General features: G+C 43.3%; 28 protein-coding genes. 7 read left to right on the forward strand and 21 right to left on the reverse strand.

The features are described 5' to 3' along the window. Positions 1–8: 8 nt before the first annotated feature. The 3 genes from BLU57_RS07230 to BLU57_RS07240 form a co-directional block, all read right to left on the reverse strand. Entirely contained in the window at positions 9–398 is a 390-nt protein-coding gene (locus BLU57_RS07230) for a TrbC/VirB2 family protein (protein WP_090318464.1), read from the reverse strand. 21 nt (positions 399–419) lie between these two features. Continuing rightward, positions 420–1,385, reverse strand: a complete 966-nt coding sequence (gene trbB / locus BLU57_RS07235) for a P-type conjugative transfer ATPase TrbB (protein ID WP_090318467.1) — start codon at positions 1,383–1,385, stop codon at positions 420–422. Between the two features lie 88 nt (positions 1,386–1,473). After that, positions 1,474–1,845, reverse strand: a complete 372-nt coding sequence (locus tag BLU57_RS07240) for a helix-turn-helix domain-containing protein (protein ID WP_090318471.1) — start codon at positions 1,843–1,845, stop codon at positions 1,474–1,476. A 519-nt stretch (positions 1,846–2,364) separates the two neighbouring features. On the opposite strand from BLU57_RS07240, the gene BLU57_RS07245 reads away from it, so the two are divergent. The 5 genes from BLU57_RS07245 (at position 2,365) to BLU57_RS07265 (ending at position 6,992) form a co-directional block, all read left to right on the forward strand. Continuing rightward, complete coding sequence (locus BLU57_RS07245) at positions 2,365–3,420, forward strand: ParB/RepB/Spo0J family partition protein (protein WP_090318479.1); 1,056 nt, start codon at positions 2,365–2,367, stop codon at positions 3,418–3,420. A gap of 70 nt (positions 3,421–3,490) precedes the next feature. Next, on the forward strand, positions 3,491–3,829 hold the full coding sequence (locus BLU57_RS07250; RefSeq protein ID WP_256206173.1) for a KfrB domain-containing protein: 339 nt from the start codon (positions 3,491–3,493) through the stop codon (positions 3,827–3,829). A gap of 110 nt (positions 3,830–3,939) precedes the next feature. After that, positions 3,940–4,968: an ABC-three component system protein gene (locus tag BLU57_RS07255; protein WP_256206174.1), complete on the forward strand. Its 1,029-nt coding sequence runs from the start codon at positions 3,940–3,942 to the stop codon at positions 4,966–4,968. After that, on the forward strand, positions 4,961–5,209 hold the full coding sequence (locus tag BLU57_RS07260) for an ABC-three component system middle component 8 (RefSeq protein WP_090318486.1): 249 nt from the start codon (positions 4,961–4,963) through the stop codon (positions 5,207–5,209). The genes BLU57_RS07255 and BLU57_RS07260 overlap by 8 nt, the downstream gene beginning before the upstream one ends. Then, positions 5,196–6,992, forward strand: a complete 1,797-nt coding sequence (locus tag BLU57_RS07265; RefSeq protein ID WP_090318489.1) for a DUF2326 domain-containing protein — start codon at positions 5,196–5,198, stop codon at positions 6,990–6,992. The genes BLU57_RS07260 and BLU57_RS07265 overlap by 14 nt, the downstream gene beginning before the upstream one ends. Positions 6,993–7,051: 59 nt before the next feature. Here the strand turns inward: BLU57_RS07265 and BLU57_RS07270 are convergent, their stop codons facing one another. From BLU57_RS07270 to BLU57_RS16525, 8 genes are all read right to left on the reverse strand, one after another. After that, positions 7,052–7,480 (reverse strand): hypothetical protein, encoded by a 429-nt coding sequence (locus tag BLU57_RS07270; RefSeq protein WP_256206175.1) that lies wholly within the window; start codon positions 7,478–7,480, stop codon positions 7,052–7,054. Positions 7,481–7,545: 65 nt separating this feature from the next. Further along, positions 7,546–7,761 carry a hypothetical protein gene (locus BLU57_RS07275; protein WP_090318492.1) on the reverse strand — a complete coding sequence of 72 codons (216 nt, stop codon included), beginning with the start codon at positions 7,759–7,761 and terminating at the stop codon, positions 7,546–7,548. Next, complete coding sequence (locus BLU57_RS07280; RefSeq protein ID WP_090318494.1) at positions 7,758–8,081, reverse strand: DUF4258 domain-containing protein; 324 nt, start codon at positions 8,079–8,081, stop codon at positions 7,758–7,760. Before BLU57_RS07280 ends, BLU57_RS07275 begins: the two co-directional genes overlap by 4 nt. A 264-nt stretch (positions 8,082–8,345) precedes the next feature. Next, positions 8,346–9,014 (reverse strand): IS1595-like element ISNol1 family transposase, encoded by a 669-nt coding sequence (locus BLU57_RS07285; protein WP_090318497.1) that lies wholly within the window; start codon positions 9,012–9,014, stop codon positions 8,346–8,348. Between the two features lie 411 nt (positions 9,015–9,425). Beyond that, positions 9,426–9,635 (reverse strand): hypothetical protein, encoded by a 210-nt coding sequence (locus BLU57_RS07290; protein ID WP_090318500.1) that lies wholly within the window; start codon positions 9,633–9,635, stop codon positions 9,426–9,428. A gap of 299 nt (positions 9,636–9,934) precedes the next feature. Beyond that, the gene (locus BLU57_RS07295) at positions 9,935–10,297 is read right to left on the reverse strand and encodes a hypothetical protein (RefSeq protein WP_090318503.1); all 363 of its coding nucleotides are present in this window, start codon (positions 10,295–10,297) and stop codon (positions 9,935–9,937) included. Positions 10,298–10,501: 204 nt separating this feature from the next. Further along, on the reverse strand, positions 10,502–10,879 hold the full coding sequence (locus BLU57_RS07300; RefSeq protein WP_090318506.1) for a hypothetical protein: 378 nt from the start codon (positions 10,877–10,879) through the stop codon (positions 10,502–10,504). A gap of 126 nt (positions 10,880–11,005) precedes the next feature. After that, a complete protein-coding gene (locus tag BLU57_RS16525) occupies positions 11,006–11,197 on the reverse strand; it encodes a hypothetical protein (protein WP_256206176.1) in 192 nt (63 codons plus the stop codon). 239 nt (positions 11,198–11,436) lie between these two features. Between BLU57_RS16525 and BLU57_RS07310 the strand changes: the two genes are divergently transcribed. Both BLU57_RS07310 and BLU57_RS07315 read left to right on the forward strand, forming a co-directional pair. Further along, positions 11,437–11,679 carry a hypothetical protein gene (locus tag BLU57_RS07310; RefSeq protein ID WP_090318509.1) on the forward strand — a complete coding sequence of 81 codons (243 nt, stop codon included), beginning with the start codon at positions 11,437–11,439 and terminating at the stop codon, positions 11,677–11,679. A 517-nt stretch (positions 11,680–12,196) separates the two neighbouring features. After that, positions 12,197–13,756: an amino acid permease gene (locus BLU57_RS07315; RefSeq protein ID WP_090318511.1), complete on the forward strand. Its 1,560-nt coding sequence runs from the start codon at positions 12,197–12,199 to the stop codon at positions 13,754–13,756. Between the two features lie 17 nt (positions 13,757–13,773). Here BLU57_RS07315 and BLU57_RS07320 read toward each other — a convergent pair whose 3' ends face one another. From BLU57_RS07320 to cheA, 10 genes are all read right to left on the reverse strand, one after another. Beyond that, on the reverse strand, positions 13,774–16,443 hold the full coding sequence (locus BLU57_RS07320) for an MMPL family transporter (RefSeq protein WP_090318514.1): 2,670 nt from the start codon (positions 16,441–16,443) through the stop codon (positions 13,774–13,776). A 268-nt stretch (positions 16,444–16,711) separates the two neighbouring features. Next, positions 16,712–17,347 (reverse strand): DedA family protein, encoded by a 636-nt coding sequence (locus BLU57_RS07325; RefSeq protein ID WP_090318517.1) that lies wholly within the window; start codon positions 17,345–17,347, stop codon positions 16,712–16,714. A 152-nt stretch (positions 17,348–17,499) separates the two neighbouring features. After that, positions 17,500–18,480 carry a sulfite exporter TauE/SafE family protein gene (locus tag BLU57_RS07330; protein ID WP_090318519.1) on the reverse strand — a complete coding sequence of 327 codons (981 nt, stop codon included), beginning with the start codon at positions 18,478–18,480 and terminating at the stop codon, positions 17,500–17,502. 224 nt (positions 18,481–18,704) lie between these two features. Next, entirely contained in the window at positions 18,705–19,022 is a 318-nt protein-coding gene (locus BLU57_RS07335; RefSeq protein ID WP_090318522.1) for a DUF4389 domain-containing protein, read from the reverse strand. 157 nt (positions 19,023–19,179) lie between these two features. Then, complete coding sequence (locus BLU57_RS07340) at positions 19,180–19,674, reverse strand: NlpC/P60 family protein (protein ID WP_090318525.1); 495 nt, start codon at positions 19,672–19,674, stop codon at positions 19,180–19,182. Positions 19,675–19,726: 52 nt separating this feature from the next. Then, on the reverse strand, positions 19,727–20,806 hold the full coding sequence (locus tag BLU57_RS07345; RefSeq protein WP_090318528.1) for a protein-glutamate methylesterase/protein-glutamine glutaminase: 1,080 nt from the start codon (positions 20,804–20,806) through the stop codon (positions 19,727–19,729). Between the two features lie 37 nt (positions 20,807–20,843). Continuing rightward, the gene (gene cheD / locus BLU57_RS07350; protein WP_090318531.1) at positions 20,844–21,455 is read right to left on the reverse strand and encodes a chemoreceptor glutamine deamidase CheD; all 612 of its coding nucleotides are present in this window, start codon (positions 21,453–21,455) and stop codon (positions 20,844–20,846) included. Between the two features lie 4 nt (positions 21,456–21,459). After that, a complete protein-coding gene (locus tag BLU57_RS07355; RefSeq protein ID WP_090318534.1) occupies positions 21,460–22,323 on the reverse strand; it encodes a CheR family methyltransferase in 864 nt (287 codons plus the stop codon). Positions 22,324–22,630: 307 nt separating this feature from the next. After that, positions 22,631–23,143 (reverse strand): chemotaxis protein CheW, encoded by a 513-nt coding sequence (locus BLU57_RS07360; protein ID WP_090318537.1) that lies wholly within the window; start codon positions 23,141–23,143, stop codon positions 22,631–22,633. A gap of 59 nt (positions 23,144–23,202) precedes the next feature. Further along, positions 23,203–25,380 carry a chemotaxis protein CheA gene (cheA, locus tag BLU57_RS07365; RefSeq protein WP_090318539.1) on the reverse strand — a complete coding sequence of 726 codons (2,178 nt, stop codon included), beginning with the start codon at positions 25,378–25,380 and terminating at the stop codon, positions 23,203–23,205. Between the last annotated feature and the right edge of the window lie 128 nt (positions 25,381–25,508).

Genomic DNA, 25,508 nt, shown 5'->3' on the forward strand with positions numbered 1-25,508 from the left:
TTTGCCTCCTATTCCTGTAAATTTACGATTGATTCCTGGTCTTTGGGTATTTCACCTGGAATAACCGCGCCCTGGAATAGATTGGTCATGATGTTGTTGGCCCCGACGAGTAATGCCATAACCAACACGATAAAAATCAATGTGCGGAAAAAAGCATTGAGTTCACCACCAAAGATCAGAATGCCGCCTGCAACCACAATACCGACAATGGATAGGGTAAAAGCAACGGGACCGGTGACAGAGTTTCTAAGATTCACCAGCCAGGTTTCATAAGGAAGCGCACCGCCCGCGCCTACAGCGGCTTGTGCGTTATCGGTTGAAAACAAAAGCGCAAACAAAAAAGCGATTGAGAAGAAACAAAAGAATGGAGAGATATCCTTGATATGAATCAGTTTCATAGACTGGCTCCTATGGATGATTTACAGCTTCTTGATTTGGTAACTTCCTCTTTTAAAACCTTGTACTTCGATAATTTGTTGGATTTTTCTGCCATGCGGTGTGCGCGTGATATGCACGACCATATCAACCGCCTCCGCGATTAATGGCATGATCTCTTTAGGTGCTGAAGGATTGCGTGAAATCAGGGATTCCAGGCGGGTTAGTCCTGATAGCGCATCATTGGCGTGCAGTGTGGCGGCACCACCCTCATGGCCGGTGTTCCAGGCATCGAGTAAATCCAGTGCTTCCGCTCCCCTGACTTCTCCCACCAGGATGCGATCCGGACGCATACGCAATGTTGTTTTTAACAATTGCGTCATGTCGACATCGATTGCGGTGTGATATTGAACAAAATTCCGGGCAGCGCATTGGATCTCGCCGGTATCTTCTAAGATGAAAATGCGCTCATCCGGGTCACTCAAAACCATTTCATTGATAATGGCATTGATCAAGGTCGTTTTACCTGACCCGGTGCCACCAATAACTAAAATGTTGCGGTGCTTGCGCACAGCCTCTTTAATGACATCTCCATGTCTTGGCGACAACACGCCGGTTTCCACATACTGCTCAAGCGTAAAAATCTTGATAGCTTTTTTGCGGATGGCAAATGTGGGGGATGAAACAATGGGGGGTAGTTGACCGGCAAAGCGTGAATTATCGAGCGGGAATTCACCTTCAATCATCGGGTTGAATCGATTGACTTCCTTGCCGTGGAAACCTGCAACCGTTTTGATAACGGCTTCAACCTGGGCAGCCTGTATATTTCCGATATGTTGTATCTTTTGACCCAGCTTCTCTTGCCAGATACGGCCATCGGCATTGACCATGATTTCAACCGTCTCAGGATCTTGCAGTGCGGATAGTATTTCCCGTGCGTCTCGTTCCAGCTTGCTCTTGGCACGATCCTTAACGGTTATGGCGTGAGGTAATTGATCTTGCAGTGTCATGCGAATACTCCAACAACTTACACATGACATTACAATATAACGTAATTATATTTTGTGCAATATTTTTTACTGATTTTTATTACTTTATTTATTTCTTATTTTTATTTTTTAATAAAAACGCTCTGTTCTTTTTATCCCATTGCTCGACCTGATAAGCTTCATACTCACTCAGAACGCTCCCCTTCCAGACAAAACCTTTGGGCAAATGTTTTAGCTTTCGATTGGTTAATGCTTCAAGATCAGCCGCGCTCATATCCGAACTATCCAATAGCATTGGTAGTGGGGTCTCTAGTGCTTCTGCGACGGCTTCTATAATCCTGAGTGATGGATTGGCTTTGTCATTGGTCAGATCAGTAAAAAAAGAGATGGAAACGCCCGCCTTCTCTGCCAATTCTGACTTGGTCATATCCTTTTCATCAAGGATACGCAAAATATTTGTGATTAAGATTAAATTGTACATATAATAGCCCTGCCATTTTTAGGGTTTAAGCAGCTTAACTAATCAGCACCATTGTTTTGCAGTAGTATTGCTGCTATTTTAATCCAAAATAAATACAAAAATTCATTAATTCAATAGAGGGCCAAATAATAGTTTCGTTATATGCATAGCTTATGGATAATTATTAATAGTGAGTTTAGAATAGAAATTTAAACTTTTAATTTATCACGCCATTGATTTATATCAATATAATTAATATTAATAGTTACCTTAGAATGCTATGAATAGAGGCTAGATGAGTAGTTGATGGAAAACTTGGCGAATCTAAAAACGTAACCCGTTTTCTGATACGAGAGGTTAGGCATTCAATAATAAACTGAACAAGAAGAACAAAAATGCAAAAACAACTTTTGCGCGGTTTTATTTGTTGATGACTGCATCCATCGTTTCTATCTTTCTAATCATAAATTGGCAGAATTATTTAATCCAAATAAATATTCTTACCCAGTATAACGAGCGCAAGTTAGGTCCAAGATAAAAATGACAGAGAAAAAAAAGGAAAATATAAAAGGGCTTGTTGCTCCTATCGGTGCAACAGAAATTGATATTACGCTGATCAGCGAAGATATCCATCAACCCCGGAAGGAGTTTAATCAGGAAACGTTACGAGAATTAACGGAAACGATTAAATTACGCGGAGTCAAATCACCCATATCGGTTCGCCCCAATCCGGATAAACCGGGAACCTATATCATTAATCATGGTGCAAGACGCTATCGTGCCAGCATTCACGCCGGGTTAACCAAGATTCCGGCATTCATTGACACCGATTACAGTGAAGCTGATCAGGTAATCGAGAATCTGCAAAGAGATGATTTAACCTCCAGAGAGATTGCTGATTTTATTGGGCGACAACTGGCGGGTGGTAAAACCAAGTCTGAAATTGCAAGGCTCATTGGCAAAACCAATCCCTATATCACTATGCACGCCACACTCCTTGATCTACCCGATCCACTCGGAGAAGTGTATCGAACAGGCCGTTGCACCGATGTCACTGCACTCTATGATTTAACAAGGCTGTATAAAGCCAATAAAGAGGAAGTAATCACTTGGCTGGAACTCAGTACACAGGAAGAAATATCACGATTGGATGTATACCAATTCAGTAAATTCTTAAAGCTTAAAAAAACGCCTCCATCTAATTCTGTGGATGATCAAGTATCCAGTACCGGAAACAGATCTAGTACCACTCCAGGCAGTAACAACGATCAAAAAAAAGGTGACTCGCCTTCATTGCTGGACTCTATTTACAATCTGATTAAAAAAGACAAACGTAAGCCACAGGATTTAATGCGTGATCTGTCTAATGATAATAAAGAGTTACTAAAAACCAAGATTGGTGATTATTTTGAGCAAGGCAGAAATTGCCCTAATATCGTTCAGTTCACCATCAAAGCACTGCAAGATGGCAGCTTCTCAGCCAAGGGCAGCGGCGCACTGCAATTGATTGCCTTTTTGCATGGCATGGAAAGATCAGAGTCTTTTGATCTCATGAAAATACTGGAAGAAATTGCCGGACAACAGGAAGCGGGATAATTTTGACTTGCTATCAGCGCTACACAACTAATTTGAAATGATGACACTCCAAAAGCTACGAATGATTGTAATGAATGGACAAAAGATTCTACAAACTCAGAATAATAATGAATGGGAAACGATGGGTACCATCAAGAAGGTTGATGAAGGTATCAAGCCGGGTGTCTACAATATTTATTTAGCTAAAACTCCGAGTGATAAAAATCAGTATGAAGGGCAAATTATTCATGTTGATAAGGACAATGCGGTGTTCTATCAACAGGTCAACAAGGATTTTATTGTGCATCAATTAAATGCTGTTGATGGTAAACCTGTTGCTGGGAGAGATGTGGCAATTCAATATGATGGAGAGAAAGCTACGTTAACTCTAATAGATATGCTTAAGAATAAAAGATCGTTGAAAATTTGATCGGGCAAATTTTGCCAATCAGAACTGAAGATTTACCAGTCTCACAATCTGAGCTATCTATGCATTGATGGATTTAGGTTCATTAACCATTGGTACGTGGTGATTGTGCGATGAGACTGATACAATGCGACACTATAAATGATGTTGAATTTGGTAAATATTCACATAAATACCCTCACGAAATTCAAATGAAATATGCCTACGAAGATCTGAATAGCGACCAATTCGAAACACTCATTGTATTTTTGTGCCAGCACTTGCTTGGTATATCGGTTCAGGGATTTTCAAAAGGGCCAGATGGAGGTCGCGATGCTAAATTTGTTGGAACCTCAGAACTGCACCCGAGTAAAGCTTCGCCTTGGATCGGGACAATAATTATCCAAGCTAAGCATACCAACGGCTATAACCGTCATTTTTCTGAAGCTGACTTTAGCAGTGGTGTAAACTCAATAATTGGTAAAGAAATTCTACGAATTAAGAAACTACGTCATAGCAAACAACTTGATCATTACATGCTATTCGCAAATCGGCGCTTAGCTGGCAACGCAGAGAGCGATATACGTGCTCAAATTTCAAAAGAATGTGGCATTCCAGAGAGCTCAATCTACCTGTGCGGCATTGAGCAATTGGAAATATTTCTAAAAACTTTCCCTGAAGTCGCGCTTAAGGCAAATCTTGATCCAGTTGACTCCCCGTTAATTGTTAGCTCGGACGATTTAGCTGTGGTAGTACAAGCGCTGGCAAAGTATCGCACTGCTTTGTCTGCTGTAATTGACACGCCACCTGTACCACGCATTCCCTACGAGCGGAAAAATGAGCTTAATAACATGACAGAGGCTTACGCCAAAGAACAACGTAGACGCTACCTCAAAGACACATCCCAGATTAGAACCTTCTTAGCTGCGCCTGAGAACATTGATTTACAACGCTTATATGAATCAGTGACAGAGGAGTTTCAACTTAAAATCACTTCCAAACGCAAGGATCACCAGTCTTTTGATTGTGTAATGGAGTATCTTGTTGAATTGCTATTTAGTCGCGATCCAATACTGTGTCAGCTTGCACACAAGCGACTAACACGAGCAATACTATTCTATATGTACTGGAATTGCGACATTGGAGAATTAGACGATGCTTAGACCAACTAAACATTCTCACCCAGATCGCACAGTCATCAATATATCTTTACTTTTATTGCAACGTTTGCAAGCTCGCCGCTTTGACGAATATGAAGCCTTGAAGAAATATGCGAAGAAAGCTGTTGTTGGAGGCGACATACTTTTCTTACCCGCATTAAATTTTTTGTATCTGCTGGGTTTGATCGACTATCACCCCAAGACAGATGCTGTGGAGTATATAGGGCCTAATGAAGTTATCTAGACTTTATTCTAATAAGGCTGATCTTTTTGAGGCGGTTGATTTCCGTGCGGGCATGAATGTTGTCATGGCTGAAATTCGACTGGCTGAAAACCGCAGGAAGGATACTCATAACCTCGGAAAATCAACACTAGGTCGATTGATCGACTTCGCACTCTTAATGAATCGTGATCCGAAGTTTTTTCTTTTTAAACATCTAGACATTTTCAAAGAATTTATTTTCTATCTTGAAGTTGAGCTTGAAGATACATTATTTCTCACAATACGTCGCGGCGTTGATGAAGCAACGCGAATTAGTTTCAAGAAACATCAAACTGGCCATCAAGACTTCTCTACACTCCCATCGCCAGAATGGGATCACTCGGACGTTCCATTTGAGCGAGCAATTGACTTGTTGGATAGCTTGCTTGACTGGCGTGTACTAAAACCTTGGTCATATCGTAATGGACTTGGTTATTTGCTGCGTACTCAAGATGACTACCAAGATGTTTTTCAACTGCGTAAATTCGCTGGAAAACACGCTTACTGGAAGCCATTTCTTGCTCACATACTAGGCTTTGATGCAGAACTCATTTCCGAACATTACGACAAAGAGAAACAACTATCAGAAAAACAGGAAAAAGCCGAGACTATCAAGAAGGAGCTCGGCGGTTCAATTGAAGACATTAGTAAGATTGAAGGTCTCTTGCTACTAAAGCAAAAAGAGGCTGAAAAAAAGCAGGAATTGCTTGATGCTTTCGATTTTCGCATGCAAGACAAAGCTCATACAAAATATCTAGTCGATGGCATTGATGATCGCATAGCTAGCTTAAATGGAGAGCGTTATTCACTAACTCAAAGTAAGAAAAAAATTATGGCATCCTTAGAGGATGACGGAATTCTATTTAATCCTGATGAAGCTCAGCGTTTATTCGCCGAGGCTGGAGTGCTCTTCCAAGGTCAGATTAAAAAAGATTTTCAGCAACTAATCGCATTCAATCGCGCCATCACTGACGAGCGTCGTATTTATCTTCAAGAGGAACGTGCCGAAGTTGAGTCAGAACTAAAACGTGTCAATGCCGAATTAAATACTCTCGGGAAAAAGCGCTCGGAAACATTGGCATTTCTTAGTGGAACTGATGTCTTCAATAAATATAAGCAAGTATCTGATGAAATGGTAACACTTCGTGCGGATATCACTTCTCTTGAGCGTCAGCGTGGCTTCCTGCACCGATTGCAAGAACTACGTACTACTATACGTACATTAAGTGAAGAGCTAAGTCATCTACAAACACGCATAGAAGCAAACGTTGAGGAGCAGAATTCTGATCAAAAAAGCCTTTTCTCAACAATTCGGCTTTTTTTCAGTGAAATTGTTGAAGAGGTGATCGACCGGAAAGCGCTGCTCAGCGTATCGCCGAATAAGGACGGTCACTTAGATTACACTGCTGAAATCCTTGACGAAGCTGGTAATGCCACAAGTGCAAATCAAGGTCATACTTACCGTAAGCTACTGTGCATCGCATTTGATTTGGCAGTACTCAGAGCACATATAGATGACAGATTTCCCCGTTTTGTATATCACGATGGCGTATTTGAATCGCTGGATGACAGGAAAAAAGAGAATCTTCTTAGTGTTATTCGACATTACGCTGATCTGGGTCTGCAACCAATGATAACTCTGATTGATTCTGACTTGCCAATAAGACCAGAAAATGAACTACCCGTATTCGATAGAGAAGAAATAGTGGTATTTTTACATGACGAGAATGCCCAAGGGCGCTTATTCAAGATAAAGTCTTGGTGATTTATATTTTAGGTGTGCTAGTTCAGATCAGATCGTATAGCTGATTTAATGCCGAAAGCTCATTGTAGAGCACTAAACACTGTCAGTCGAACCAATCTTGGCCAGCAATCATGTTGTATCCAGGCATATTCAGGTGGCGTGTTGATAATCACCCACATAAACCCGCATTCATTATCCCTTTCTGCCAATAATCCTTGAATCGCTATTCTTGTATCCAAGGATACCCAGTGAGATTGGTTGTCATGATCTTTTTCCATGAACTGGTCAGCAGCGATTAAAACCGGTCTTGGGTGCCAGGGTTTCCATTTACCGCTTTTGATAGAATTCAGTCGTGCCCAGCTGCCGTTCGGAAATTTGCTGATGGCTTCATCCTTGCACCTGCCCCAGGCTATCCAAGTTACACTACCATCTCGCAAACATACCAGTAACCACGCACCCGGTTGCGGAAAATAAATCTTCTGATCCTGGTACTCAATATCACCGCACATAGGTGCCCCTGCTGCGTAAGTACATAGATTGTTGGTAAGTTTCTAAAGATACCAATACCTAGAATTTATACTGCTAGAGGCGTCAACGTATAAACTCTACCAAATTTTCCTGCGGTACGAATATCTCCGCGTTGCAAGGCAGCACGAACATCATCCAATTTATATGCATCTTCAATCGACAAATAAGGCGACCAGCCTTCTCCTGCGTCTATCAACTCGATCTCAACTTCCGCAATGTATTGGCCTTCACGCACCAATTTTGTATGACATTTATTACTCATCGTAATCTCCTCAAGAAATCATCACTCCACTTATCACAGTTAGGTCGGTAAGCCGTAACAACAACAGCAGGTAAATCCGCATTTTTAGGAATTCCCCACACCACATGGATTGGCTTGTTATTTTTATCCTTTTGTAATACTAAAACACATGGGCCTTTCGGATAGTCTGGATAATCTTCCACGACTAGTGCCTCACCAATACCTGATAGAATATCTCTTGCGAAGATATTGTCGTGTGACAACTCATCATAACCATGTTCGGATATACGGACATCCCCATTACTGACTAATGCTATAACCCGTTGTAAAGTCACACTCATGGCGAAATATCATCAGGTAAAATTATCAACACGAAATTATGCCATCTATTTTTCCTGAAAATCATCACCCCAGCTTATCCCTTTATTTTTCATTGTATTTTATTTAGCCTTCTTAAGTTCTACCTCCGACAACGAATCTTGGCAATAGAGTAGGAGCCGTATATGCGATCAAATAAAACTACCAAGGTTTCATTGTATCAATAATAGCAAGCAAACTCTTGCAGTTAAATTTTATACAATTTTAAAGGCTCTAGACTAGCAGAGTTAATAATATCTGATGCTTTGCCATAGTTCATTAGCAAGTGCATCAGGTTGTTTTTTCCAACGCCATTCAGATTCTTTTAAATGCAGCTCAAAGTTAACCGACACGCCGTTAAACTTTGCAAGCCGCCGCTTGGTAAAGCTCCAAAACGATTCGATACCGTTAATATGGCAATGCCCATCCCGAGCAAATTCATTGTCACCAGGGGATACACGAAAATGCTTGGAGTATCCTACATCTACCAAACCACTATAGCCACGCCAACCATCACTATAGATGACACTCTCAATGGACACTTTACCCAGTATCACCGCTTGTAAAGTCAAGCGCTTACAGTCCGGTACTATTTCGGTGTATACCCTGCCATCTCGTTCAAACACACCAAATACAGGCTGTTTTAATGTCCCGCGACCGCGTTTGAGTTTCCCATGATAACCTCGATGCCGTTTCGCACCAAAATAGCTTTCATCAACTTCCACTTTGCCTAACAGCTTGTCTTTAAGGGCAGTCTGATGGCTATAGATTACTTGCCTGAAAATGCCATACCAACGATTAATCGTGTTACGATTTTTACCTAACAGCAGAGCTGTTTTGCTGGCAGGTATATCAATGCAAAAGCATTGAATTATTTTTCTAATGTAATAATCACTTAATTCACTGTTTCTTAACATCTTACTAGACTAACAGATCGTGTCTGCTAGTCTAGAGCCTTTTAAATGTTACGGATCGCAAAATTGATTGTGTCAAATTTGTGCCAAACTGTGCCTGAAATACCACCATATGTAGTTGTGTGACACTGATTTTATGCTTGGCAAGCATTGCAAGTGTTTGATTTATATAAACACAAAATTTATAACTAGGTTTCGTAATCAGTAGGTCGGAGGTTCGACTCCTCTCAACAGCACCAAAAAATCAATAAGTTACAAGACGTCATAAAAAATAACTTTTCCCGGGGTTACGCCAGGGTTACAAAATAACTGACGCCAATCAATGAACCTAGCTCCATCCGCCGCGCTACATCCATATGCAAAGCAATAAAAAAGCCAGTTATGTTCCGGCTTTGTTTCCTTGCTAACTAACTTTCATCTGATCTTGCATCGCCGCTCCGCTTCCAATCTTTCACGCGCAGCCGCTAATCCAGTTCGGTATTTCTTTGTCCTGAAATAATTCAAATTCTTTTCCCGCCAATCGATAGCGGCTTGCAGATCATCGCCCGGCATTCCCTGCCATAAAAACTTATAGATTGCTTGCCTTGATATTCCCAAAGCCTTGGCCAGTTCTGTTTTTTTCATGCATCAACCTATGAAATTTTTTCAGGTAATCAAAAGTTAAGTATGCATGGAATTTGATTGGCTAGATTTTAAATTGGGTTTGAATCACCTGCATGAGCGAAACTCCCGGAAGTACCTTAGCGTGCAGTCATAATAAACCAAACTTAACCTGCTGCTATTTCCAACTTATGGGAGATACAGATTTATCTTATAAGGCGCGAAGGGTATGCCCCATTATGGGCATACTGCCCGTTCGCTAGCGCGGATTAACTTAATCTGACTTCCTCATGCTGCTAAACAGTGAAAATCCAAAGCTTGGTTTAAATTTTATTGGCTAACCACAAAGTCATGTATTTTTCGACGATCTCGTTAGGCTCGGAATGTAATTTTCTGTAGTTTATTATGGCTCTTACAATGCAGGATTTTGCATGTTCTGAAATACTGGCTATTTCAAGATTCTCGATGGTTGATTTTGCATCATGATGTTTGGTGCTATTCCTAATTTGATTTAAAGAATCGCCAGCTTCTTTGTCAGTCAATTCGTTTCCATAATTTTTAGTGATGTTGATTAACCATTCTTTTGCTTCTTCCCGACCAGTTATCTCTTTGTGATCTTTAGCTTTTAATAATCCAGCCATCACTTCTTCAGCAGCACCTGCTAGCTGAACAACTGAAATTTGCATTTATCTTCTAAATATAGCTCTATTGCGGTCTCCAACATCTTTTTTGAAATCTCTGATTTTTGATATTTCATCGGCGTTTTCTTATCAGATTATGAGGATGTTTTATTATCATCCATGTTGATTCCAAGTTGACCACCGACAATTTTAAGTGCGTCAGAAGTAGTTTCTTTTTGATTGTTGAACCACTCTTCCGTCATTTTTTGATTATATAAAATTTTGACAATTCCATTTTTTTGGCTTGTCAAATTTCAATAGACGCATTTCGTATGCTTCATTCGCAGATATGCGGCCGTGCGCTAGCGCGTCTCTTAGCTCAACTAAAGCAGTTGATATTAATTGCTTACCGCCATTCTCAGCCACTGCGCGGTTAAATTTATTAACTAGCATACCAAGAGAATCGTAATTTGTAAGTTCGTTTTCGGGAAGTTCATGTCCGACTGGTAAAGTATATATATCAGTGCCATAGGGAACATCCAAAGGCTTCGCACCAGGAAGTTTATGAAGGGACATACGTAGCAGCATTTCTAAAGCTTGGAGGTTTCCGACTATTTCCCCTAAGCGGGTGGCGTGATTATCTATCATGGATATGGGTTTAATCCTTAATATGAAAAAAGTAGTCTTAAAAAATTACGTGTAAGAAACTTCAGTGTTGTTTACAAAGAGGTTGATTGAGATAAACGATGAGTATTTCATAAGGGGTGGCATTATTCAAACTCTTATGAGGCTTAACGGTATTGCTTCGAAAGCCGCCAATTCTTTTTCGATTTGATCTTTCAGAGTACGATAAACCGCGATTGGTAACAGGACATATTCATCTTTGCCTTGTATGGATTTGATTTTCTCAATCGCAATAATTCTAACAACATCATGCCATTCAAAAATGATGCGCCAGTTACCCACTCTCATAAAGCATTATTTTCAAATGTTTTGATAGACCAGAAAGCTTCCAACGATGATTGAAAGTCTATGAATAAAAATACCGTGCGAGATTAAATTATTTTAATAATGTCTTATTTTATAAAACAAAATCATTGAATGTGAATTTTTCATCAATATTCTGTGAACTTTTTGTGAATTATCGAGCCTTAATATTCGTAAACTTTTGATAACTTCAATAAACTTTCATTTAGGAGATAAAAATGAAAACAAGTCAAAGCCTTTTTAGTACAGCTGTAAAAGTTACTTTCGTTTTATTTGGTGTTTTACCATTAATTGGACTTGCTGCATTTGGCGATTTGCGTTCATTTTCACTCGCGCAATCTGAAATAAGCTGGTTGGAAATTGATCTCATGTTGGGGGCAGTATTCTTTGTAAGCTATCTTTTAATTGGAAGTGTATCGAAAAGCAAAACTCGCCTTCCAATGAAAAAAATATATGCCTAAACTGTAAGCTTTTTACATAAGGTCAATGTTATTTAGACATTGACCTTTTTTATTAAAAAAAGCGGCGGATTAAAAAATCATCTCGGGTCAGAGCCAAGGAAAGAAGAATATGCCTTAGTGTGCCATCGAACCCAATCGTTCAGACTCCTTCCAGCGGCAACATTTTCAAAACCAAGCAATTGCCCTCATTTCCTGACTGAAAGCACTGCCATCATCCTGCGGATTCACATAGTTTCATCCTTACCGGCGTGCAGCTTAACTTGCTGGGCGCAGTAGCAACATTGCGTATCTGGTTTCCAGCAATTTTACTGCCAATTTCAGCTTGCCCTAATGATGAGAAAACGATCGCATATCGGATAAATTAGCGCTCAGCAAAACCTTTACACATTAGGCCGGGACAGCTTCCAGTGTTGACAATCGGCAATCGGATTGAAAAGATTTTATGATATTATTCGAGCCCGATTGAGAGTTAATCCCATTGCATCGTAACTATTAGTTTAGATAAAAGGTAGCATGCATGATTTTCTGGCGCGTAAAATCACTTGATGCCATCCTGGCAACTGCAGAAAAGAAAAGTCTCCACCGTACCTTGGGCGCATGGCAGTTAACGCTACTGGGTATTGGCGCGATTATCGGTACCGGTATTTTCGTTTTGACGGCTGAGGCTGCACAGAAAGCCGGGCCGGGCATGATGCTTTCCTTTGTTATTGCCAGTTTCGTGTGCACCGTCGCCGCACTGTGCTATTCCGAGCTGTCTTCCATGGTGCCGGTCTCCGGGTCCGCCTATACTTATTCATACGCAGTGCTGGGCGAATTGGTCGCGTGGCTGGTCGGGTGGGCGCTCATGCTGGAATATTCCGTCGCCGCCAGCGCGGTTGCCGTCGGCTGGTCAGGCTATTTCGTCGGTCTTATGCAAAACTCGCTCGGGATAGAGATACCCTTTGCACTGGCGAATGGACCTTTTGCTGGTGGAATTATTAACTTACCGGCGGTTTTCATCTGCATACTGGTAATCGCACTCCTGGTTATTGGTACACGCGAAAGCGCCACATTTAACGCCACACTGGTCGCTATCAAGATTGCCGCATTAACGCTTTTCATTGCTTTAACACTACCGGTTGTCAATCTGGAAAATTTCCAGCCTTTCTTACCATTAGGAGAAGCTGGGGTAGTGGCTGCGGCATCGTCCATATTCTTTGCTTATGTCGGATTCGATGCAGTTTCCACTGCTGCGGAGGAAACCAAGGATCCGCAACGCAATGTGCCCATCGGGTTGATCAGCTCGCTGGCAATCTGCACTGTCTTTTACTTGCTCATTTCAGCCGGTGCGATCGGCGCCATCGGTGCGCAGCCGCTGCTGGATGAAACCGGTAAGAATTTGGTGCCCGGCTCCTTGCAATTGGCCGAGCAATGCAAATCGCTGGCCGCTCTCGGGCAGCATCCGCTGGTTTGCTCGCGTGAAGCATTGGCGTTGGTGTTACGTGAGATCGGCTGGGAAAAAATCGGCAATCTGCTGGGGCTTACCGCTTTCCTGGCGCTGCCTTCGGTGGTTCTGATGATGTTGTTCGGCCAGACGCGCATCTTTTTCGTCATGTCGCGCGACGGCCTGCTGCCGGAAGTTTTAAGCCGCATTCATCCCCGTTTCAAAACGCCGCATATTGTTACTTACGTAACGGGACTGGGTGTCATGGCTGCCGCCGCTTTCTTGCCGGTTGGGAAACTGGCGGATATTTCTAATTCCGGAACGCTGTTCGCTTTCATGGTCGTAGCATTTACCGTGATGATACTGCGCATCAAAGACAAGAGCCGCGTGCGTCCTTTCCGGACACCCATCGTTTGGCTGATCGGCCCGCTCGCGGTACTGGGTTGCATCACACTGTTTTTCTTTTTGCCAGACGATGCAAAACTAGTGTTCCCGATCTGGTCAGGAATTGGGTTGATTTTCTATTTTCTCTACGGCTACCGGAAAAGCCACGTTGGCCGGGGCGTTGATACACCCGCCGGTGGTGAAGATATCATCAGTCAGGTCCGGCCTCTGGCCGATTGTGATCCGGACGGCACGAACAAAAAAAGTTGAGTTCTTCGCTTAGCGTGTTATGCATTCGCTTTAACCCCGGCTGCCGGAGCACGAAGCAAAGCCGGCAGAATAATGAGTGTGCAGATCAGGGTAAAAGCTAGCCCCACTGTCAGCAGTATCCCCATACTCGCCGTGCCCAAATGTGACGAGAAGATTAAGCTGGCAAAGTCTACCAGCGCTGTAAGCGCACTATAGAAAATGGCCCGCGCGGTGCTGGTATGAATCAGAACTTCACTCACCAGCTCATTATTGATGCTCCGATACACCATGTGCAAACTGCTATCGATGCCAAGCCCGAGCAAGAGCGGCAAAGCGATGATGTTGGCAAAATTAAACGGAACGTCCAGTAGAATGGTAAATGCCGCAGTGAATAAACTCGACAGCAGCAGCGGCAATAACACCAGTAAGGTATATTTAATACTGCGCAGCAACACCAGTAAAATGACCACCACACCGATCAGCGCCAAAGAGAATGCCTGAACAAAGGCCTGTACCACGGCTTCCCCGGCTTCCAGACTGATCACCGGCACGCCGATGGCATGCGGCGCCACTTGCTGTACGGAACGCACAAAGCGCCGCAAGGCATCGTTATCGTTAAGATCCTCAACCGGATAAACCGCTAACCGGTACCCGCCCGTATCGCTATGCCAACGGTCTTTAAATGCGACGGGCAAATCCCCTTCATCGAAAACAGTTGCTTCAGTCGCAGTGCGCAAACTCTGCAAAGCCAGCGGCAACATCGCCAGCAGATCGTCCTCAATAGTATACAAAAGTTTACTTTTTTCATCGTTGCTGACTTTGTCCAATTGTGTGAACAAATGGGCCAGCGTCGACCTTAAAGCACTTACAGTGGCGGCCGATGGATGCTCAGGATGGTTGGCAACAAACCTTTCCAATGCCACAACCAATTCCCGTAACGCCTTATATTGCTCAGCCAGAATCGCATCGCTGGTGATCCGGGTTTGTGGCGGCGGTGTCGCGGCAATCGGCCCTATCGTCAGCGCCATTTCCTGAATCAGTGAGAATTTCTCTTCTTGTTGTTCGGGTACAAAATCCAATACCGTGACGACTTTATTGACTTCGGGCAAATCAGCTAGCCGTTTGGCCAAAGTTTCTGTTTCCTGCGGATTGTTAGCCAGCACTGCAATATGCCAGGGCGATAGATCAGGCTCGGCCAGCAATTCCCGGAAAGTCTGTACTGCGCCCCCCTTCGGATCTTGCATATTGAGCAAATTGTAGTCGAATCGCACTTGCGGCAAAATTGCCAGCGCTCCCACCGTAGCCACCAGCGTAACCGCGTACGTTGCTTTATGCCACTTCAGCGAAAACTCCAGCACCTTACCAACCGAACTCTTTGTAGCTGGTTTTGCCGCCGTTTTTTTCGGCAGATAACGCAACAATGCAGGGCCGATGACGAGCGTAACCAGCAAACTGATGATCATCCCGGTTCCGGAAATAATGCCGAGCTCGGCCACTCCGCTGTAATCGGTCGGCATGAAGGCATAGAAACCGATCGCATTGGTGACGGTACACGCAGTCAAGGCCGCTCCAGCATCGCCGCCGGAGATATGGATAGCCTCAGCCGGGGAATGATTATTCTCCAGAACTTCGCGATAGCGCAGCAGAAAATGGATTGCAAAATCCGCGCCCAAGCCGATATACAGTACGGCAAAGGCGATGGAAATCAGATTCAAATGACCGACAACCGCAGTGGCAAATGTCGCAGTCAAAATCAACCCCATCAATAAGCACACCAGCACGTTGAGGATCAGCCCTCCATTACGCATGGCGAAGAAAAGTACAACGCCGACCAGTACAAACGTGATAATTCCAGCATATTCCATACCGCGCAGCGAACTGTTGAGTTCTTCTTCGGCCAGGGCCACCTCGCCGGTAATGCGCAAGCGGACTGGACCATCCTCTGTGATTCCGACACTTTCCGCCGCGGCATGCAACGCGGCAATGGATTGCTCGGCTGGAAACAGTTGAGAAAAATCAAGCCGCGGCTTGATGATGATGAGTTCTTGATAAGTGTTTTTTTGCGCTTCGCCGCTGAACATGGTCTGCCATGACAATGCTCTGGGAGAACCGTTCAGCCGCGCTTCCAGAGTTGCGTTGACGCCCTTCAATACCGGACGCAATTCGATACTCCGTCCCTTGTTCAACTCATCCACTGCACTGGTTAGCACATCGGTAAAAGCAGCCAGCGAAGGATCCCGGCTGATGCGTGTGATCAAGGGCTGCGCCGCAGCCAAGCTATCGGTAATCCGTTCAAGCTCCGGAATACTTTGGTAAAGCAACCCGTTACGTGCGGTAAAGTCGTCCACTCGCGGTGAATAAACATCGTAAAAATTGCTGGAATCTTGCTTTAACCGTGCAGCCAAATTCTCCGTCGCCACCCGCACTTGTTCCGGTGTAGGCGCATTCAAGACAATGAGAAGAGTATCGATGTCTTGCGGGAATGATTCATTGTAGCGTTTCAGATTGACACGAAACGGCAAGTCTTCGGACAGCATCTCGGCGGTATCGGTATTCATTCCCAGATTGCGCGAGACATAGATGCCGCTGACGATTGCGATCAATAGCGCCGCTAACAGTACCCACAACGCATATTGATAAGAAAATGTGGTCCAGCGCGCAAAAATGGCATGAACACGGCTATGTGAAGTTTCCACTGGTGTTGTCATTGTTCTGAAGAGGAATTGAAACGATCAGTAATGAATATCGCCTGCGCGAAATTGAGAGTGCTGGCGGTCATGGTATTAAGATGCACCAGCTGTTTTTTCGCGCACAATATGTGGTCAAATTGCACTGAATGATCTTTCAGTTGAGTTAAATATGCTGATTTTACATTAAAAACTTGGTCTTACGGCAATTAGTCACAGCACGGATTTAACCTTCTGATAATTATCACTCTTCAGTCTGATGAAATACACCGCTATCCGCGGGAGATTCCTACTGTTTTTTGTAGCGGTGTTTGAGATATTCAATCACCGGCGGCGTTATCGATAGAATGATGATCGCTAGAATGATGAGTTTGAAATTTTGCTGCACCATCGGCAACTGCCCAAAATAGAACCCGGCATAAACAAACGTTCCGACCCATAGCACGGCGCCCACTATGTTGTACACAATAAAGGTGCGGTAAGGCATCGTGCCGATACCCGCTACAAAGGGTGCAAAGGTACGGATGATGGGAATAAAGCGTGCGATGATGATAGTTTTAGTGCCATGTTTCAGATAAAAGGCTTGGGTTTTTTCGAGGTATTCCCGTTTGAAAAAACGCGAATTCTGCGAAGCAAATACTTTTGCTCCCACCGTTTTACCTATCCAGTAATTCACAGAATCCCCTAGAATACCGGCAAAACTTAAGCCAGCAAATAAGACATGCGGATTAAGCTGAGAGCCCTCCAGCGATGCCAGAGAACCGGCCGCGAATAACAGGGAATCACCCGGTAGAAGCGGCAGCACAACGAGTCCGGTCTCGCAAAACACGATCAGGAAAAGAATGCCATAAATCCATAACCCGTATTCTGTAGCAAGCTGTTGCAAATGCCTGTCGATATGAAGAATGAAATCAATAAGAAACATAAATAATTGCAGGAAGAATGAGAACGTTAGGCATCGGACTCCGGAGGGAGAGACATACTCAAACTGGAGAAGAATTCAGTTTGGGTAAGTTTAACTGGAAGAGCAGAAAAAATCTCCCGGAATATTGCTTTATTTCCGGGAGATTATTATGGCTACAACGTGATGAGCGCTTTATAGAGATTGAAACAGCTAATCGTAATAATCAGAACACCCACAAGTATTAGCAATGTACGCGCATGAAACTTCTTGCACAAATAAGCTGCAAATGGCGCTGCAAACAAACCGCCGAAAACCAATCCGACAATCAACGGCCAATGATCGGTTTCCATCAGGAGTGCAAACGTCGCTGCACTGGCTAGTGTCAGGAAAAATTCCGCAAAATTCACCGAGCCGATGGTTGTGCGCGGGTCTGTACCTGTCCCTACCAAAGTTGAAGTCACAATCGGTCCCCAGCCGCCGCCGCCCGCTGCATCCATGAATCCACCGAAACAGGCTAATTTACCGATATGCTGAGGCGCGTCCTTACGGGTGCTCAGTTGCCGGAAAGCTTTACTGAGAATATACACACCCAGCAGAACCAAGTAAGCGGATATGAAAGGCTTGAATAATGCGCTATTGACATGCGTGACTAATAACGCGCCCAAAATACCGCCCAATACACCCGGCACCAGCAAACGAGTGAACAATTGTTTATTGACATTACCGAATTTGGCATGCGCAATGCCTGAAACACCCGTGGTAAATATCTCAGCAATATGCACACTGGCACTGGCAGCGGCCGGACTTGCACCGGAGGCTAATAAAAAAGTGGTTGCGGTGACACCGTAAGCCATACCCAAAGCACCATCGACTACTTGCGCAAGAAAACCGACGGCAACTGCACTCCAGAAAATCCTGCTATCGAGCGTACTACTAATAATCTGCCAGCTTTCCCCCAAATCTTGCGCAAGGAAAAATCTAATGATTAAAAATGCGATCAGTAAAACTAATACTATGACCGCAAACCAGACGGCAGCACGCAAAAAAGGGTGTGCATCCAGATGAGAAACGGTATCTTCAACAGGCGGTAATCCTAATTGTTGATGTTCCTCATTGACGGGATTCGACGTCAGATCAAGATTGCGTATTTTCATAAGCTTAGCTTTATATAACCTTCAAAATGCGCTGCACTATAGCCGCACCTGAACATAATTTGAAATAATATTTAGTAATATACTTATAGCAATAAGTTGGATCTATTACTGAGTGCGGTGTCCGGCAAAAATGCGACCGTAACCAAAGAATACGCCGAAATTGGATAGGAATTTGTTTGAATCAGTCAAAAGGAAAATCAGATAAATATCAGAAGAACAATGAATTAGTCGTTTTTACTGCTATCTTTAATCATATCGCGAGTATCGCTGGCGTTTGGCCACGTACTGAACGGAAACGGGCGTTGCTCACTGTTAAAAGTCAGGAAGTTAATGATTTGATGGATATAGATGCTTAGACTCTGACTGAACCCAAGCAAAAATTCATTCGTTTTCCCGGTTAATATCAACGTAGCAAACTGGAAAAATAAGATACCAATAACCAATGAATTAGAAAATCCGTAGATAAACATGAAAAAAAACATAAAAAGCCCACGCTGCCAGTTTTCTCTTTTCTGAATTCTTTGTTTAATTTCTTCATTCATTGTATTTTCTCGCGATTTGATGCAGTCACGTTACGTTGGTGGCACACATGAAACAAGGGCAAGCTATCTTCTTATCAACCTTGTTAAGGTGACAAGGATATCACTATGCTGGATTTGCTTGAATTGAATCAGAAGATACTATTTTTTATTTTTTCGCTTATATGCGAATCGATTTCCAATAGTTGGATTGCCAGTAAACATGGTCCAACCGGGATATTGTGACGCCTTTCTTTTCTGAGGCATGTAGAAATTTATTTTTTTCCAAATATATTCCAACATGATTTGAGCTTGGGCCCGTTTTGAAGAATATCAGATCACCCGCCTTCAAATCGTTTTTCCTGATTTCTTTCCCAACCATCATCTGCATTCTGGTTGTTCTAGGAAGATGCATTCCAAGTTTTGATTTGAATGTCAAATGCACAAAACCTGAACAATCGATTCCGCGCTGACTGAGTCCCCCACGCTGATACCGCACCCCCTGCCATTCATTAAATTGAGAATAGAGTGCTTTCTTAATGTGGCCGGAATCCGTTGATTTATTGACTGGTGGACGCGAGCCTTGTTTTACCGAAGGTTTTTCCTGAAGTGATCCACAACTCACTAAGAAGCTGATGCCAATAAATATAATAAGCCGAGAGATAATCCTTTTCATTGATAAAGCACTTTTACTTTATAGCAAATTAAAAAGTAAGTTCTTACGGTGATTATACGCGATTACCGTGTGATCCCATACTCGAGATTTTTGACAAAACAGACCTTGCCATATCTTTTAATGACACAACCTCATTGACTCCACCTGCTGCAATCGCTTCTTTCGGCATCCCAAAAACAACGCAGCTGGCTTCATCTTGGGCGAAATTATATGCCCCTGACTTCTGCATTTCCAGCATTCCGGCCGCGCCATCTTTTCCCATGCCCGTTAAAATCACACCGATAGCATTTTTTCCTGCGCAATTTGCAACCGAGCGAAATAGTACATCAACCGATGGCCGATGTCGACTGACCAGCTCTCCCTGATTTAATTCCGTCATATAGTTGGCACCGCTGCGCTTGAGCAATAAGTGCGAGTGCCCAGGTGCGATAAATGCATGTCCTGGCAACACCCTTTCACCCCCTTGGGCTTCAACCACGGATATCTTACACAGGCTATTTAAACGATTGGCAAATGATTTTGTGAATCCTTCCGGCATATGCTGAGTAACCAGGATCCCCGGTGAATCAGGTGGCATACGAATTAGAAATTCTTTGATGGCTTCTGTACCGCCGGTAGAAGCCCCCACGATGATTAACTTCTCTGTCGAGGCAATTCGATTCGCAATGGATGGCAATACTGCATCCGCAGTTGCACTTTTGGTAACCGATGGGGATGCATTTCGCTTGAGTCTCGCAGACTTCGCAATACGGATTTTATTGGCGATTTCACTACCATATTCTTTTAGTCCCGATGCAATATCGATTTTGGGTTTGGCCACAAAATCAACCGCGCCCAATTCAAGCGCACGTAATGTCACATCGGAACTTTTCTCAGTTAATGTTGAAACCATTACCACAGGCATCGGCCTCAGTCGCATTAATTTCTCCAAGAAATCAAGCCCGTCCATTTTGGGCATCTCGACATCCAGCGTCAGCACATCCGGATTCAACTCCCGGATCATTTCCCGTGCTGCTAGCGGATCAGCAGCTGCTCCAATGACTTCCATATCGGACTGGCTATTAATTATCTCAGTTAATAGCTTACGAATAAGCGCCGAATCGTCAACAACGATAACTGTTATCTTCTTCATAATAAAAACTCAACGTATTTCATGAAACAGGTTCAAGCTAGGAAAATAATTCCACATCTCCACCGCTATCAACCTTGTGCAGACGCTGCCTATAATCCTTTTCACGCTCGGAAATAGTCGGGTTATGTATATTGCGTAATTTTTTTACCATTACTTTGCTGCTTTTTGGGAAGAAATAGACTTTGCGCGGAAAAATATCAACCAGATCCTGTGCTACGACTTTTATTTTCTCTGTTTGTAAAAACTTCAAGACAAAATCCGCATTCCGTTGTCCGACATTGGCGACTGTCAACCCATCCAGAACGTTACCACCGCCGAATACTTTTGCTTCGAGATTTCCTCGGCGGGCACCCAGCTTCAATAACTGATTGATCAGTATCTCCATGGCATAAGTGCCATAACGGGCTGAAGCATTTAGCGGACTACCCGCATCTCCTCCGCCATCCGGAAGCATAAAATGATTCATACCGCCGATACCGCTATAACTATCTCGGATACAAGCCGCAACACATGAGCCAAGCACGGTTACGAGCAGTAAATCCTTATCCGTAACATAGTATTCACCTGGAAGCAGCTTAACAGCCTGATTATTGAAACTCTTATCAAAGTACAAATTGGTAGCAACTTGATCATCGATGATCTCAGCCATACGATTACCTCTGTTTATTAGCTAACTCATAAACGGTTTTCTCACGCAATTTAAACAAATCAACTGCATGCTGAAAGCTCTCTGAATGACCAGCAAACAACAATCCATCCGGCGCCAGAAGTGGTACAAATTTTTTCAAAATTTTATATTGAGTTTGTTTATCAAAATAAATCATTACATTACGACAGAATATTGCATCAAAAGGACCACGAATCGGCCAGTTTTCATCAAGCAAATTCAGTTGCCGGAATGTAATCATATTCCGCAATTCAGGACGTACTCTCGCCGATCCGGCGTGATGCCCTTTGCCTTTAAGAAAAAATTGTTTAAGTTTTTCTTGGGGTATTTTTTCCAGCTTATCCAATGAATAAATACCCAATTGCGCTTTTGCAAGAACATTGGTATCCAGATCCGTTGCAAGAATGTGCACTGGGGGTGAAAATGTCTTAAATGCCTGCACCATCGCCATTGCCATTGAATAAGGCTCTTCGCCAGTTGACGATGCACTACACCAGAGTTGAATTTTGCCCTGATTCTTTCGCTTTTCTACATGCTTCTCAAGAATCGGGAAATGATGCTGCTCACGAAAAAAAGCTGTCAAATTAGTAGTTAAAGCATTCGTAAACGCTTCCCACTCTTCAGGATTTCCACACTCCAGAAAATTAAGGTACTCATGAAAACTCGTCAGACCGTTGGCACGCAGACGCCGGGCAAGTCTGCTATAAACCATATTTTGTTTGCCTTTGGAGAGTGAGATGCCCGCATGGTTATATATCAGTTTTCTGATACGATCAAAATCAGCCTGAGTAAAAGCATACTCACGTATCCTGCTATCAGAGCTTTCGTCACCACCCAAAATCATTTCCATAATATATCCATTTGAATTCTAATAAATACTGCTTTACTGTTATTCTTCGCAGTATTAGACCCTGGAGCCTCGCCACTTTTTATCAGACAGAATGTATTAATCAACTGAATAAACAACGATATATAATTAGTCTTATCTATTGTCATCATGAAGCAGATAATTCAAAGGCATAGTCTTTAGCCAGTAACGAATTTTGCACCCAATTTCTTACAGCTTTCTTCAGTCCTATACGTGAACCGATAACTTGACAATCACCAATTGTATGCTTCGTTTCTTCTTAAGATTTCCGCTCCGGAGCAACTATTCTCTAATTGACCGTTTGCTCTATTAACCCCATATCGCTGCTGCTCATCATTTTTTCGATATCAATCAATATCAGCATGCGTTCGTCAACTGTCCCCAGTCCCATAATATATTCCGTATCAATCACCGATCCCAATCCCGGCGCAGGACGCATCTGCTCCAGCCCCAGTGTGATTACATCAGATACTCCATCCACAACGATCCCCATCACCCGGCCTGCTACGTTCAAAATTATCACTACGGTAAATTGATCGTACGTCGCACTTCCCAACTGGAATTTAATCCGCATATCTATGATCGGGACGATTATTCCTCGCAAATTCACTACACCTTTAATGAATTCAGGAGCATTCGCTATCTGCGTTATGGCGTCATAGCCTCTTATCTCTTGCACTTTAAGTATTTCTATCCCGTATTCTTCGCTTCCTAAACGAAAGGTCAGAAATTCATTCGCCATTTGATTGGTATGTGGATTGACTGGATTAGAAGTAGTAATCGCTGCTTGCTCTTGAGACATGGTAAACACTCCTGATTAATAAATTATCTAGGTATAAAAATATCAACTATCCAATCGGTCTATACCATTTCTTGTTGGCATGCCAACACAAGCGCAGCAGTATCCAGAATAAGCGCAACTTTACCATCGCCCATAATTGTCGCACCAGAAACACCCTGTACTCTGCGATAATTACTTTCCAGGCTTTTAATTACAACCTGATGCTGTCCGATTAAATCATCCACAAACAATGCCGCTTTGTGTCCTTCGGCTTCAAGGATCACCAGAATTCCTTCATGTACTGCAGTCACATTCGGATGCAAGTTAAAAACTTCATGTAGTGCAATTACAGGTAAATATTCACCGCGAACTTGCACTACACGCCCATGACCACTGACTGTTTTGATATCATTAGCTGTCGGTTGCATAGATTCAATAATGTAATTGAGCGGCACAATAAACATTTGATCGCCGACTGCCACTGACAATCCATCAAGAATTGCCAGCGTTAATGGTAATCGGATAGATATGCGTGTACCCACACCAAGCGCCGACTCAATATCAATGCGTCCGCCCATGCTTTGAATATTGCGTTTCACAACATCCATCCCAACACCACGGCCAGACACATCAGTAACTATATCTGCGGTAGAAAAGCCCGCTTCGAAAATCAGCAACCAAACTTCTTGGTCAGACATACCATCACTCACTGGCAAACCACGTTCCTTGGCTTTGGCGAGAATTTTTCCTCGATTCAAACCGGCACCGTCATCGCTAACTTCTATAACAATGCTGCCGCCTTGGTGAAAAGCACGTAATGTAATCGTGCCTTGCGCAGGCTTACCCGCCGCAATACGCTTCTCGGCTACTTCTATGCCATGATCAAGACTATTTCTTACCAAGTGAGTTAATGGATCGGCAATTTTCTCGATCAGACCTTTATCAAGTTCAGTATTTTCACCGACAGTTTTCAGTTCAACGCGTTTATTTAATTTTGCCGCCAGATCGCGCACAACACGTGGATATCTACTGAATACAAAGCTTATCGGCATCATTCGGATCGACATTACAGACTCCTGCAGATCCCGCGTATTCCTTTCTAACTGGCTCATTCCACTTAGCAATTTCTCAAAAACCACCGGATCAAGCTGCGATGCTGTCTGCGCCAGCATTGCCTGGGTAATCACCAATTCACCCACGAGATTAATCATCTGATCAACTTTTTCTATACTGACCCGTATCGATGAAGTCTCGCTGGCGGAAGCCGAGGCACTTACCTTGCTCGAAGGCTTATTTGTTACATTCTGCGTTTCATTCTTATTGCCATGAATATTTTGCTGAGGCGTTGAACTTAGCTGTGATTCTGAGTCATCGAAATCTTTGGGTGCCGCTGGAGCTCCAGGAAAAAAACCATAACCAGGTGCAGGCGGCATACTTGCTATTGAAAACTCATCTTCACCGGCAAATGGCTCTGCAGCGGAATCCTCGTCACTAGAATGAGGCTCTACAACACACTGGGTTGCAACCTCGATCTTTAGGTTTGCTGGATCAACAACAAATGCCAACGTTTCCCAAACATCTTCTTCGTTACTGGCAGTCGTAAGTTTCAGTTTATGATCTTTTCCGCCTACCGAGGTTATATCCCCAAGACTACCTAAGCGTTTCAAGTTAGCAAATAAGTTTTCAACTGCCGCATCACCCATCCCTGAACTGGAGAACTCTATTCGAAAAGTCAGTTTCGCTACATCACGCTCTGAGACAGCCTCGCTAATCGCAACATTAGATGACACTCCAATATCGGTCTCTACTGGGATAGCTTTCATTCCAATGCCGGAATCCGCCACGGTTTCAGAAGGTGCCGGAACTTGTGTTTCATCACTCAGTTTTTTCAGTTCTTCACAAACTTCCGCCGCAACTGCGGGATCCGCTTCGCCTTCTCCACGATGACCTGCTAGTTGCGCCTTAATGACATCACCGGCTCTCAAAAAAGCATCTACCATCTCACTCCGTACTGCAAGCTCACCTTTGCGCAATCTATCCAGCAATGTCTCCAACATATGCGTCATCTCCGTCATATCTGTAAAACCAAAAGTACCAGCACCACCCTTGATAGAATGCGCTGCACGAAATATAGCGTTCAAGTCTTCCAAATCGGGTGAATTTACATCGAGCCTCAGCAGGCATGCTTCCATGTCCGCAAGCAACTCTGAGGATTCTTCAAAAAATATTTCATAAAACTGTTCGAGATCTGTACTCATAGATAACCTGTTTCACGTTGAGTTGTTAGGTTAACACCCTAAAGAAGCGAGAAAATAGCGGCAATAAATACTTAACTTTTCAAATAAAATATGTGTCAGCAACCCACTAATCCACTCGGAAATATAAA

The organism is Nitrosomonas oligotropha (genome assembly GCF_900106555.1).
Taxonomy (GTDB): domain Bacteria; phylum Pseudomonadota; class Gammaproteobacteria; order Burkholderiales; family Nitrosomonadaceae; genus Nitrosomonas; species Nitrosomonas oligotropha_A.

Coding starts and splice junctions, on each gene's coding strand:
- BLU57_RS07230 (WP_090318464.1), bottom strand. CDS start 398: ATGAAACTGATTCATATCAAGGATATCTCTCCATTCTTTTGTTTCTTC.
- trbB (WP_090318467.1), bottom strand. CDS start 1,385: ATGACACTGCAAGATCAATTACCTCACGCCATAACCGTTAAGGATCGT.
- BLU57_RS07240 (WP_090318471.1), bottom strand. CDS start 1,845: ATGTACAATTTAATCTTAATCACAAATATTTTGCGTATCCTTGATGAA.
- BLU57_RS07245 (WP_090318479.1), top strand. CDS start 2,365: ATGACAGAGAAAAAAAAGGAAAATATAAAAGGGCTTGTTGCTCCTATC.
- BLU57_RS07250 (WP_256206173.1), top strand. CDS start 3,491: ATGAATGGACAAAAGATTCTACAAACTCAGAATAATAATGAATGGGAA.
- BLU57_RS07255 (WP_256206174.1), top strand. CDS start 3,940: ATGAGACTGATACAATGCGACACTATAAATGATGTTGAATTTGGTAAA.
- BLU57_RS07260 (WP_090318486.1), top strand. CDS start 4,961: ATGCTTAGACCAACTAAACATTCTCACCCAGATCGCACAGTCATCAAT.
- BLU57_RS07265 (WP_090318489.1), top strand. CDS start 5,196: ATGAAGTTATCTAGACTTTATTCTAATAAGGCTGATCTTTTTGAGGCG.
- BLU57_RS07270 (WP_256206175.1), bottom strand. CDS start 7,480: ATGTGCGGTGATATTGAGTACCAGGATCAGAAGATTTATTTTCCGCAA.
- BLU57_RS07275 (WP_090318492.1), bottom strand. CDS start 7,761: ATGAGTAATAAATGTCATACAAAATTGGTGCGTGAAGGCCAATACATT.
- BLU57_RS07280 (WP_090318494.1), bottom strand. CDS start 8,081: ATGAGTGTGACTTTACAACGGGTTATAGCATTAGTCAGTAATGGGGAT.
- BLU57_RS07285 (WP_090318497.1), bottom strand. CDS start 9,014: ATGTTAAGAAACAGTGAATTAAGTGATTATTACATTAGAAAAATAATT.
- BLU57_RS07290 (WP_090318500.1), bottom strand. CDS start 9,635: ATGAAAAAAACAGAACTGGCCAAGGCTTTGGGAATATCAAGGCAAGCA.
- BLU57_RS07295 (WP_090318503.1), bottom strand. CDS start 10,297: ATGCAAATTTCAGTTGTTCAGCTAGCAGGTGCTGCTGAAGAAGTGATG.
- BLU57_RS07300 (WP_090318506.1), bottom strand. CDS start 10,879: ATGATAGATAATCACGCCACCCGCTTAGGGGAAATAGTCGGAAACCTC.
- BLU57_RS07310 (WP_090318509.1), top strand. CDS start 11,437: ATGAAAACAAGTCAAAGCCTTTTTAGTACAGCTGTAAAAGTTACTTTC.
- BLU57_RS07315 (WP_090318511.1), top strand. CDS start 12,197: ATGATTTTCTGGCGCGTAAAATCACTTGATGCCATCCTGGCAACTGCA.
- BLU57_RS07320 (WP_090318514.1), bottom strand. CDS start 16,443: ATGACAACACCAGTGGAAACTTCACATAGCCGTGTTCATGCCATTTTT.
- BLU57_RS07325 (WP_090318517.1), bottom strand. CDS start 17,347: ATGTTTCTTATTGATTTCATTCTTCATATCGACAGGCATTTGCAACAG.
- BLU57_RS07330 (WP_090318519.1), bottom strand. CDS start 18,480: ATGAAAATACGCAATCTTGATCTGACGTCGAATCCCGTCAATGAGGAA.
- BLU57_RS07335 (WP_090318522.1), bottom strand. CDS start 19,022: ATGAATGAAGAAATTAAACAAAGAATTCAGAAAAGAGAAAACTGGCAG.
- BLU57_RS07340 (WP_090318525.1), bottom strand. CDS start 19,674: ATGAAAAGGATTATCTCTCGGCTTATTATATTTATTGGCATCAGCTTC.
- BLU57_RS07345 (WP_090318528.1), bottom strand. CDS start 20,806: ATGAAGAAGATAACAGTTATCGTTGTTGACGATTCGGCGCTTATTCGT.
- cheD (WP_090318531.1), bottom strand. CDS start 21,455: ATGGCTGAGATCATCGATGATCAAGTTGCTACCAATTTGTACTTTGAT.
- BLU57_RS07355 (WP_090318534.1), bottom strand. CDS start 22,323: ATGGAAATGATTTTGGGTGGTGACGAAAGCTCTGATAGCAGGATACGT.
- BLU57_RS07360 (WP_090318537.1), bottom strand. CDS start 23,143: ATGTCTCAAGAGCAAGCAGCGATTACTACTTCTAATCCAGTCAATCCA.
- cheA (WP_090318539.1), bottom strand. CDS start 25,380: ATGAGTACAGATCTCGAACAGTTTTATGAAATATTTTTTGAAGAATCC.